The organism is candidate division KSB1 bacterium, assembly GCA_022562085.1.
GTDB lineage: Bacteria > Zhuqueibacterota > Zhuqueibacteria > Oceanimicrobiales > Oceanimicrobiaceae > Oceanimicrobium.
This window is the reverse complement of the sequence record JADFPY010000146.1, coordinates 1-10,220: the sequence shown is the minus strand read 5'-3', so window position 1 is coordinate 10,220 and position 10,220 is coordinate 1. Positions and strand designations below refer to the sequence as shown.

Below are 10,220 nucleotides of genomic sequence, written 5' to 3'. Positions count from 1 at the left end.
TTCACTTACATATCCGCTCAGTACCGAAACTTCGACTTCTTTGGCAATAATATTTGCGTTGATTTCGGCGGCGATTTCGATGGTAGTTACGGTTTGCTCGGGCAAAGCAATGACCCCATAAGTTTTTTGAAATGTTTTAAGTTCTTCTTCCGCATTCTTGAGATCGTTGATATTTTGCTCGTACCTCTTTTCAATAAAAACCCGGTTATTGTGGGCTTTTTCAGTTTTGAGCTGCGTATTCACTTTATCTAATTCTTCGATAAAGGCGTTCGCCATGTCTCGTGCCAGATTTCTGGCTTCGTTTTCCTCTTCTTCTCCAGGTAGAAATTTTGTACTCGCCATAGAAGAAAGTGTGATGGTGCCGTCTTCATTGATTTCTACTATAACATTTTCCCGGAGCTCCTCGACAGTGTATTCCATATTTTCATAGTCGTACCTTTGCATTAAAGCAAATTTTTTGGCAATTGCTTCCATAACCGTGCGGCTGTGCAAAATCGCCATAAATGTGTAGGTCTCTTCCGAGACGCCGCCGAATCCTAATGGACCGAGAGGTAAATTTCCAATTAGAGATGACAGGCCGAACACATCAGCTTCGTTGGCTGGAGGCAGAATCGTTGAATTTGCCGAAAAGGTTTTTGGAACAATCAGAGAAATGATCGCCGTAATACTACAGACAACAATAAAATTAACAAAAATCAGCTTTCGCCATTTTACAACGACCGAGAAATAATCTATGATATTCGATTTCTTACCTTCCATACTAATTCCCAAATTATTTTTTTTAAAGACAGGAAACTGACAAAGTTGCTATTTTTAAGGCTGGGTCTTTAAATTATGGACGGAAAAGTAAATTTGAACGATCTGAAAAATTCGCTGATAATTTGCTTACAACAAATCTAACGCTTTCATAGTCAACAGCACATTGGTAACTGTCACGATGAGCGAGGTAATCTCCCTGAGACCAAACTCAGTTCTCTGTGGAACGTAAACCGTATCACCCGGCTCAATGATTAAACCTTTCGCCTTTAAAGGGTTCTCCGAATTATTGCGGATTAGCTGGACCTTTGACGGCTTTACTGCTCTTTCAGTGCTGCCGGCAAAACCAATATAATCGATGGCAGTTAGATTTGGATAATAGGCATAAGGCCCGGCGTTTCTAACCGCGCCGATGACATAAACCTCCTCGTTTCTTTGCGGAACCATAATGACATCGCCATCCTGCAAATACAATTCCGCATGGCCATTTCCCCGGTTTTCCAGATATGGGAAAATCGGGATGGTTTCCGAAATGCCATTAGAAACCGTTTGTCTTTGAATGTAAGCGTTGGTCAAGTCTGCGCGCCGGTTGTAAGCATCAACTCTAAGCAAGAAACTCTGCACCGTTTCATTCTCGGCCAACTGATAAATCCCGGGATCGTTTACCGACCCTTCCACGCGCACGGTTGCCTTAGACAAATTAATATGAGGAACATAAATGACGTCACCGCCTTTTAGAGTCAAATTTGCGTCTAAATCTCCGAGTTTTGAGTACCGGTACAAATCCACCATGTCCACCGTGCCATCCAGGTGGCGAATTTCGATAACCCTTTCGGAGCCCCAGTTGGTTATGCCCTCGGCTTTCTTGATTATGTTTGATACCCGGTCAACAGCTAACGCCTCATACGAGCCCGGTTTCATGACTTGTCCGGTTACATGCACCCGAAATTGCCTCAAGATCGCAAGATTAGCGGTTATTTGAGAATTAAGGTATTTATCCGCCCCCGCCTCTTTAACTAAGGTTTGAACTTCAGACAGCGTTTTCCCATCGACATCGAGGACAGCTAAGGTCGGTATGACAAGCTTGCCGTCAGAGATCACCTGAACTTTAAAAACGAGTTCTTCGCTTGAGATGATCACGATTTGAAAAACGTCACCCGGCCCGACGATGTAAGATTCGGGGTCGATTGCCGCTTCCAGAGGCTGCTGCAGAAATTCGGTTTGAGGCAGAAGTTCTGCTTGCGATTTGTCAGTCGATTTGCTTTTATCGAATGCTGATTTTGCTCGGCTCCTGAAATCCTGCTCCTGTTTTTTCTTCAGCCGTTTATCGAGTCTTTGCGCGGGCAAGTTTTGCCAACTGCAGCATATCAGGATAAGCGGGATTAAGAAGATCGGAATTTTTGCTTTAAAATGCATCGCGCTTAAGTCATTTTACCGCTGCTTCCTAAACGGATTATTTTACCCCCAGCATTTTGAACAGATTTGGTGGCGTTGCGAGTATCGATAATCAAGTTAGCGTGTTTAACAATATTTTCGAAATCGTATTTACTGTGGTCAGTTGTGATAATGACACAATCGACTTGAGAAATAAGCTTGTCGGTCAGTTCCTGACTCGTCATCACGGTTCCATTAAGACGCACTTCGTTCACATGCGGGTCGTTAAAAGTAAGATTTTTGGAGCCTCTTTGCAAAAGAAGTTCCATGATTTTAAGCGCAGGTGAGTTGCGGATGTCGTCCACATTTTTTTTGAAAGCAACGCCTAAGAAAAGCAGAGTACCGGTTTTAATCTGGATTCCGTTTAGACTCAATGAACGGATGATTAAGTCAAAAACGTAGTAGGGCATGTTTTCATTGGTTCTGGCAGCCAGCTCAATAAAGTCGCTGTGAAAATCATACTCTTTTGCTTTCCAGGAAAGATAGTAAGGATCGACCAGAATGCAGTGGCCGCCGATTCCGGGACCGGGATAAAATGGCATAAATCCAAATGGCTTGGTGGCCGCCGCTTCAACCACTTCCCAGATATCGATGTTTCCCATGCGCTCGCACAGTTGGGCCAACTCGTTGACCAATGCTATATTGACGCTTCGAAAGATATTTTCCAGAAGTTTGGCCATCTCAGCCACTCGCGGCGATGAAACCGCGACAATCTCGTTTATGATTTGCTCGCACGAAAAAGTCGCCAGCTCTGTACATTTCTTCGTGACACCGCCGACAATAATCGGTGTAGTCGCTGTTGTGAAATCCTGGCGGCCCGGATCAATTCGTTCAGGGGAGAAAGCTAAGTAGAAATCTTTTCCAACTTTGAGACCGGTTGATTCTAAAATAGGCAGGACCACTTTTTCTGTAGTTTCGGGGAAAGTGGTACTTTTAAGAATAACTAACTGTTCTTTTCGGAGATGTGCGGAAATGTTTTCCGCGGCCTGGGTGATGTATGAAATGTCCGGTTCTTTGTTTGGCGTAAACGGCGTCGGGACGCAGATAAAAATTATATCAAGCTCGCCGACGCGGCCGTACATGGTCGTGCCTTCCAGCAAGCCGTCTCCCACCAGCGATCTCATTTTTTCGCTGTCGATATCGTCGATGTAGTTTTCACCCCTATTTATCTTTTCAATTTTGTTTCTATCGGTATCGATACCCAGCACATAGAAACCTTTGCTCGCGAACTCTACGGCTAACGGCAGCCCAACATAACCTAAACCAACAATGCCAACCTTGGCACTTTTTTCTTTGACTTTTTGTTCTAATGTCATCGCGGCCACTTACACTACCTCCTTGTATTGTTGTGTATAGTACTCCAGGTACTCTCCACTTTTTAGCTTTTCCCACCACCAGCGGTTTTCCATAAACCAGGTGATGGTTTTATCCAGTGCTTCTTCAAAATCGTGTTTCGGCTTCCAGCCTAAGTCGGCAATCTTGCTGCAATCTACTGAATACCGGCGGTCGTGTCCAAGCCTGTCTTTGACATGGGTCATAAGACTTTGCGGTTTCTCCAATTTTTTCAGGATTCGTTCTGTGATTTCCAAATTGGTTTTTTCATTTCCGCCGCCAATGTTGTAAACTTCGCCAAGTTTTCCATTCTGACAAACGAACTCGACGCCGTCGCAGTGGTCTTCAACATAAATCCAATCGCGCACGTTTTTACCGTCTCCATAGATAGGCAAACTTTTGTTTTCTATGGCATTTGTAACAAATAGAGGAATGAGTTTTTCGGGATAATGAAACGGCCCGAAATTATTTGAGCAGCGAGTTACGATAACAGGCAGGTCATAAGTTACGAAATATGAAAATGCCAGCCTATCGGCCCCGGTTTTAGATGCGGAGTAAGGACTCGAAGGCATGAGAGGATCATTTTCGGTGAACGAGCCTTTGTCGATGCTGCCGTAAACTTCGTCGGTACTGATTTGAATGAATTTTTCAATTTTGTTGGTGCGGGCTGCTTCCAAAAGAACAAAAGTTCCGAAAACATCCGTTCTGATGAAGTCGTCAGGCGCGCCGATAGAACGGTCGACGTGACTTTCTGCGGCAAAGTTGACCACGACATCGACCCCAGTCATGATCCGGTTCACCAGAACTTCATCACAAATATCCCCTTTGATGAATGTATAGCGCGAATCTTCTTCTATGTCTTTGAGGTTATCGAGGTTACCCGCATAGGTAAGTTTGTCAAGGTTAATGATTTCAACATCCTTGTGTTTTTTAAGCATATACCGGATGTAATTGCTTCCGATAAAGCCGGCCCCTCCTGTGACCAAGTATGTTTTCATAGATGTTTTCTTTTCGATGTGTCGCTAACTTGTTAATTTTATTTAACAAAGTATGATTCTTCGAACGTTTAAACTAACAAATCCAAACTTAAAAATCAATGATTTTGTTGGATATGCTATTCTTACAATCGGCAGAATATCGCTACTTATTTACGTTCAAAAGGAAAGAATCAGCAAAATTAAAAAAGCCCAACAGATTTTGCTGGGCTTTGCTCCTCGAACAAATCAATAAATAGAACTTTTAAAACTTCGTGAAAGCAGGTACCGAAATCCCATAATACTTGCGAAAGAGCTTGATGAGTGTCTCTGCCGCGGAGAATTCACTTCAAAGGCTGATATGGCTAAATCGTTAGGCTACTCAAGAGCGCGAATAACCCAGCTTCTCAATCTTTTGTCTTTATCCGACCAGGTGCTTGAGCAAATTCGTGCATCAGGCGATTATTGGGTCAGGCCTCTAGTCACCGAAAGAATGCTCAGAGCATTGCTGGCCCTGCAAGAGGAAGAACAAATTTATGAGATAGAGAAATTCTTGCGAAATCGTCGAAAGCCAGAAAAAGACAACGGTGTATAACATTAAGTTTTTTACTTAAAAGAAAAGACGTCATGAATACCGGTATTTTTTAGACTCTTCACCGTCAGAGAAAAGATATCCATTTTGTTTAGCGGTTTAAACAGGGAGGTATAGGCCCCTTTTCGATTGCTTCACCAACCATTGTTATGATCTGCGCTTACAGTGATGGGAACTTGAATACCATCTTTGAGAGAGTCGAAGGTATAGGCGCTCACTATTAAACCAAACAATAGCTTCTTGATGTCCTGAGCTTGAGCGTGTTCGGTCACTGGAGCTAACCAAGTACACAATACAAACCATATTGTTAAAAATCTAATCATGCTAATTGCCGTTATGTGGAAATGTGGGTATTTTTTAAATTTGACAGACATTGTTATAATTAGCAAAATAATTCAAATTTTGCCGGATGAACTTGATATATCAGTCTAAATCATTATCGAACATTTATTGTTAATTCTTAAACCTTATTTTCTGATACAAAACATAACGGTATTGAAGAAATTTCTAAAACTTTAGAATGCAGTAGCAGGGGGAATCGGTGTACGAACCCACAATTTCACCCTTCCCAATAGGGAGCAAACCGAAAATTGCTTTTAGCAGCGTAGACTTACCAGCCCCATTATGTCCAATAATAGCGACTACTCACCTTGTTCAACGTGAATGGAAATGCCATTCAAGATTTGTTTTTTTCCGTATCCGGTTTGTAAGTTGTTTACTTTTAGCATGTCTATTCTAAATAGGCCTCTAAGCTGTCCTGGTTATCCAAGATTTCTATAGGTGGGCCTTCCGCTATATTTTGTCCATGGTCCATGACAATGATATGATCAGATACTAGCTTGACAGCTTCAATGTTATGTTCAATAAACACGATGGTTTTGCCCTTTTCAATTAGCCCGTTCATTCAATCAAGTATTTTTTCAATGGTGTCCGGATGAATTCCAGATACTGGTTCGTCCAATAAAAGGAGTTCTGAGTCGGCGGCCAAACAGCAAGCCAATGAAAGCAATTTCTGCTGTCCATACGATAGATCACTAGCTAAAACATTTTTTTCTGCTGCCAGTCCGACAAATTCTAGAATATTTATTGCCTTTGGTTAAACATTACTTCGTTTGTGTCGATAATGTAATAACTTGACCTTGAGAGGCTTGAGCAAGTGGCAAGCCTGGCCCAGGACGATCCCGAATCTGATCAACTCAGTCTGTTTTTTAGAACGGGGTAATACTTTAACTATTTGGGTGCATTGAGGTGGAGGCCACAGCGGCGTACATCTGCTGCCGTTTTTGATTTCTTCTTCCAGTGCTTTGAGCCGAGAGGCTGAGTCCGCCCATACTTGCTCTTCCAATTGTATAAGGTTGTAGTGCTTACATCATATTCCCGACAGAGATAGCCCCATCTTGGTGCGGCCTCAAAATCGTCGTGGCATTTTGATAATCTGGTTTTCGGTGGATTTCGACTTTCATAGATGCCAAAGATAGGGCTGACAGTTTTAACTGTTACAGTCTTTGGGAAATCTACAACGGTGCATTATTTGACATTGGATCTAAAAAAGGAGTGAAAAAAATGATAGAGACCCCCAAAAAAGTTCTCACCAGTATTTTCTTATCCGGCATTTTCACCCTTTTTTCGTGCATCGTTTATGCCCAATCCACAGCCGTAGAGGGTCAGATCTCTGGACTGAATGCAAGTGATACCGTACGCGTGTCTTTAGGAAACGATCAGTACTTATCCGATCTGCTTACAGGCGCTGGGCCCTTTCGCTTTGATGACGTACCGCCAGGTCATTACTTTGTAAAGTTGGAGATAGCAGGCTATACCTTGCCAGATGCGAAGGAAGTTTCCGTGGATTCTCTAGGCAATGTAACGGGAGCGGCTCTCTCATTCCAGGTCTCTCCTCTTCCTGTCGACACAGACCAGTATACCTACAGCTGGGCGCAGGACAACAGCCGGGGGGGAAAGGTAGAGCAAAGCAATATCGTGGCTCCCCGCATAATTGAATTCCTCAACGAACCAACCCCCGTTCTTGATCTTAGTGCCGCACACCAACTCTTAGAAGACTATAACATTCTGCTTAGTGATGAAGGGGTTTCATGGAGTGGTGAGTTTACAGCTCGACTGCTCGCTACCTTTAAGCAGGTTCCACTCTTGGAAGCCCGATTAAGCAACAGCAAATGGATACTGACAGATGATTTCCTGGCGAATGATATCGAAATTCAGCAGCTAGGGGGGGCTGAATCTGCACAGTCCGTTAGCATATCCAGCCACGCTTTTGCATATGCACAGCCTCGGAAAATACGCCTAGATGGTATTCAAGGTCGGTTTTACTCCAAGCGTCTGCATCATGCACTCGTCTCCTTTGTTACCCAAGGGGGAGCGGATGAGGACGCCGTTGAGTATATCTTGAACCAACGTTTTGGCGTAAGCATACGAATTCCCGACTATGCAGCGCTTACAGGTGAGGATCCTACCCGTTTTCAAGCTTTTCATCCGAATGAGCTTGTCACGATGATAAATATGTTTGAAGAACTGCCTGAAGGCCTGCATGTCATCCCCGCACTTAACTTTTTGGTACGTCGTGTAGATGGGCAAACTAACCCGATCTATCCTGCCGCCCCGGCCGTTGCTTGGACTACGCGCGGCTACATCGAGTTTATGGAAATCGGGTTTCTGTCTGATATTGCACATCTTCAACGGCTCATCTTGCACGAAAAATCCCACTTCATGTGGGCACACCTGTTCAGTGAATCGCTCAGAAACGACTGGATAGCCGTAGGGGGGTGGTACCTCAATCCTGATGACCCGGATGGTTGGTCTACTACGGAACAGACCACGTTTGTCTCTGCCTACGCGCACAAAAAGAATCCAAATGAGGATATGGCAGAGTCCATTTCCTTCTATGTCCTTAATCCAAACAAGCTTTTATCGCGTGCCCCTGATAAGTACAACTTCATTCGGGACTATATAATGCACGGTACCCGGTATGTGGCACAGATCCGTGAAGATCTGACTTTTGAAGTCCTAAACCTGATGCCTGACTATAACTATCCAGGAAAAATTAACAGCGTTAATATTAAAGTCGATGGAAAACCCGAAGAAGATAAAGAAGTCACTATTGAAATTGATTTGACCTTGATCGATAAAGCCTTTGATGGCGCCTCTAGTGCTTATTTGAGGATAAACAGTGAAATTGGTACGTTCATAGATCTCTATCTTTATCCTACCGATCAATACGGCGCTAAATTAAGCGGGCGTATCACGATTCCCAAATCTGCTAAAGCTGGATACTGGCGGACGGACCAAATTATAGTTTCAGATCTTGTTGGAAACCAGCGCTTCGAGGGGGTAGACGATTTTGGATGGCTATTGTATATAGATAACCCCCAAGAAGATGTGAACCCGCCCCAATTCGTCCCGAATAGTCTCTTTTTTAGCCTCAATGATACCCTTATTCAAGATCGTGATGTGCAAAAACTTACGGTATCGTGGGAAGTTGACGAAGACCGAGCGGTAAGAGCTGACCAAGGGGTCTATGCAAGAATTAGAACGTTAAATTCACTCAATTATTCCTTTGAGGCCTATGGACAATTTAACGAATCAACAAAACGCGGATCCATAGACTTTTTGATTACCGAATATTATCCAACGGATGTCTATGCCATTTCTGAAGTGGTGATGATAGATGCAGCCCTGAATACGACACGGGTCCGATTCTCTGAAGATACCCGTGATCAACCTATTGTCTCGATACCCATTCAGACCTCAAATGAAGATGATATCGGGCCTACGTTAAGCCTCAATAATATATATGTTTCAGGTGAACCGACCCACCCAGAAGCACCTGATGGCGAAACGCTTGTACGTATTGAATACTATGCAAAAGATGATTTGGCTGGGCTTGGGGTAGTCAATTACAGGCTGTTAGATCCACAGGGCATATCTCATTTTCAATACCACTACCACGAAAACTTTTATAACCTCTTTTTTGAAGGAGACCCCACAGCCTGGACGCGGTATGAGATCAATGTTGTGCTCCCCAAAGGGTCTGCTCCAGGTATTTGGGGGCTCCAAACCATGGAACTTAAAGATAAAGCAGGGAACCGCAGCAGCCATTCATTTGTCGAGATCTTACGTTTCGATGTCGCACAAGAGGGCCAGACCAACGGGACAGCCGATCCTCCCCTTCGCGTGCAAGCAGAAGCAACCTATACCCCTGAAGGTAAAATCAAGCTGGATTGGGAGCCTATAGAAAGTGATATCCTCAGCCACTATCAAATATATCGGGACACTACCTCGTTCCCCGCTGAATCAGATTTTCTGTATGCGGGTGAGGTGGATACCACCTCATTTCTTGATACAGACCCTGGTGGAGACGGATCATATGTCTACCGTATCACTTGGGTTGATGTAAATGGAAATGAAAGTTCGCCCTCGCTCCTCATTCAGCCCACGGAAATCGTTACTTCAGTAGAATCTGAGTTTGAATCTCCTAGCAACTATAGCCTATTGCCAAACTACCCAAATCCATTTAATCCGACAACTCTCATTAGATATGAGTTGCCTGGTCTGGCTCAAGTTCGCCTTGAGATTTACAACCTGCTCGGCCAGAGGGTTCGAACCCTTGTCAACGTTGAACAGAGTCCGGGTATAAAAACATTAGAGTGGGACGCCACGAATGACTTCGGAAGAAAAGTCACAACCGGAGTTTACTTCATGCGCCTCCAGGCAAGCACAGGGGAGGGTTCACCAACTGTGATAACGAGAAAAATGACACTGCTTAAATAGTGTCATATGACCCCAAGAGGATATAAGGTTAGGTTTTTTTTAGGCATAGGGAAGAAATAATTAAGGAACCGGGAGGACTCATGATGGTCTCCCGGTCATTTCCTTCGCTCCGGCTATCCCTGGTAGAGGCATCGGTAGAGCAGCAATAGTTCGAGGGCTCCAAACCAGAAGAGGCCTCTGTTAATTGAGAACATTCAGAAGATGATTACCGGATTCTCTAATTGGCGTTCGAGATAGGGCACTTTTACTTCTTGGATTTGCCGGAGCATTCCGTCGTTCGGAATTGGTGTCACTTGATGTTGAAGACCTGGAATTCAACAAAGGCGGTATTGTCATCATAGTCCGAAGAT

7 protein-coding genes and 1 pseudogene are annotated in these 10,220 nt (G+C 43.9%); 2 read left to right on the top strand and 6 right to left on the bottom strand.

Annotation, left to right across the window (positions count from 1 at the left end; all coding sequences use genetic code 11):
• The 4 genes from IH879_12785 to rfbB all read right to left on the bottom strand — a co-directional run.
• Positions 1-759: hypothetical protein (locus IH879_12785; protein ID MCH7675813.1), on the bottom strand; the 759-nt coding region annotated here is incomplete at its 3' end.
• Positions 760-885: 126 nt separating this feature from the next.
• Entirely contained in the window at positions 886-2,103 is a 1,218-nt protein-coding gene (locus tag IH879_12780) for an SLBB domain-containing protein (GenBank protein MCH7675812.1), read from the bottom strand.
• Between the two features lie 74 nt (positions 2,104-2,177).
• Positions 2,178-3,506: a nucleotide sugar dehydrogenase gene (locus IH879_12775; protein ID MCH7675811.1), complete on the bottom strand. Its 1,329-nt coding sequence runs from the start codon at positions 3,504-3,506 to the stop codon at positions 2,178-2,180.
• Positions 3,507-3,515: 9 nt separating this feature from the next.
• Entirely contained in the window at positions 3,516-4,520 is a 1,005-nt protein-coding gene (gene rfbB / locus IH879_12770; GenBank protein MCH7675810.1) for a dTDP-glucose 4,6-dehydratase, read from the bottom strand.
• A gap of 337 nt (positions 4,521-4,857) precedes the next feature.
• Between rfbB and IH879_12765 the strand changes: the two genes are divergently transcribed.
• Positions 4,858-5,091, top strand: a complete 234-nt coding sequence (locus IH879_12765; protein MCH7675809.1) for a hypothetical protein — start codon at positions 4,858-4,860, stop codon at positions 5,089-5,091.
• Positions 5,092-5,595: 504 nt separating this feature from the next.
• Here IH879_12765 and IH879_12760 read toward each other — a convergent pair.
• Positions 5,596-5,816, bottom strand: a pseudogene (locus tag IH879_12760) (ATP-binding cassette domain-containing protein).
• A gap of 176 nt (positions 5,817-5,992) precedes the next feature.
• A complete protein-coding gene (locus IH879_12755) occupies positions 5,993-6,175 on the bottom strand; it encodes an ATP-binding cassette domain-containing protein (protein ID MCH7675808.1) in 183 nt (60 codons plus the stop codon).
• A gap of 467 nt (positions 6,176-6,642) precedes the next feature.
• Between IH879_12755 and IH879_12750 the strand changes: the two genes are divergently transcribed.
• Complete coding sequence (locus IH879_12750; protein ID MCH7675807.1) at positions 6,643-9,870, top strand: T9SS type A sorting domain-containing protein; 3,228 nt, start codon at positions 6,643-6,645, stop codon at positions 9,868-9,870.
• Positions 9,871-10,220: the final 350 nt, after the last annotated feature.

Coding starts and splice junctions, on each gene's coding strand:
- IH879_12775 (MCH7675811.1), bottom strand. CDS start 3,506: ATGACATTAGAACAAAAAGTCAAAGAAAAAAGTGCCAAGGTTGGCATT.
- rfbB (MCH7675810.1), bottom strand. CDS start 4,520: ATGAAAACATACTTGGTCACAGGAGGGGCCGGCTTTATCGGAAGCAAT.
- IH879_12765 (MCH7675809.1), top strand. CDS start 4,858: ATGGCTAAATCGTTAGGCTACTCAAGAGCGCGAATAACCCAGCTTCTC.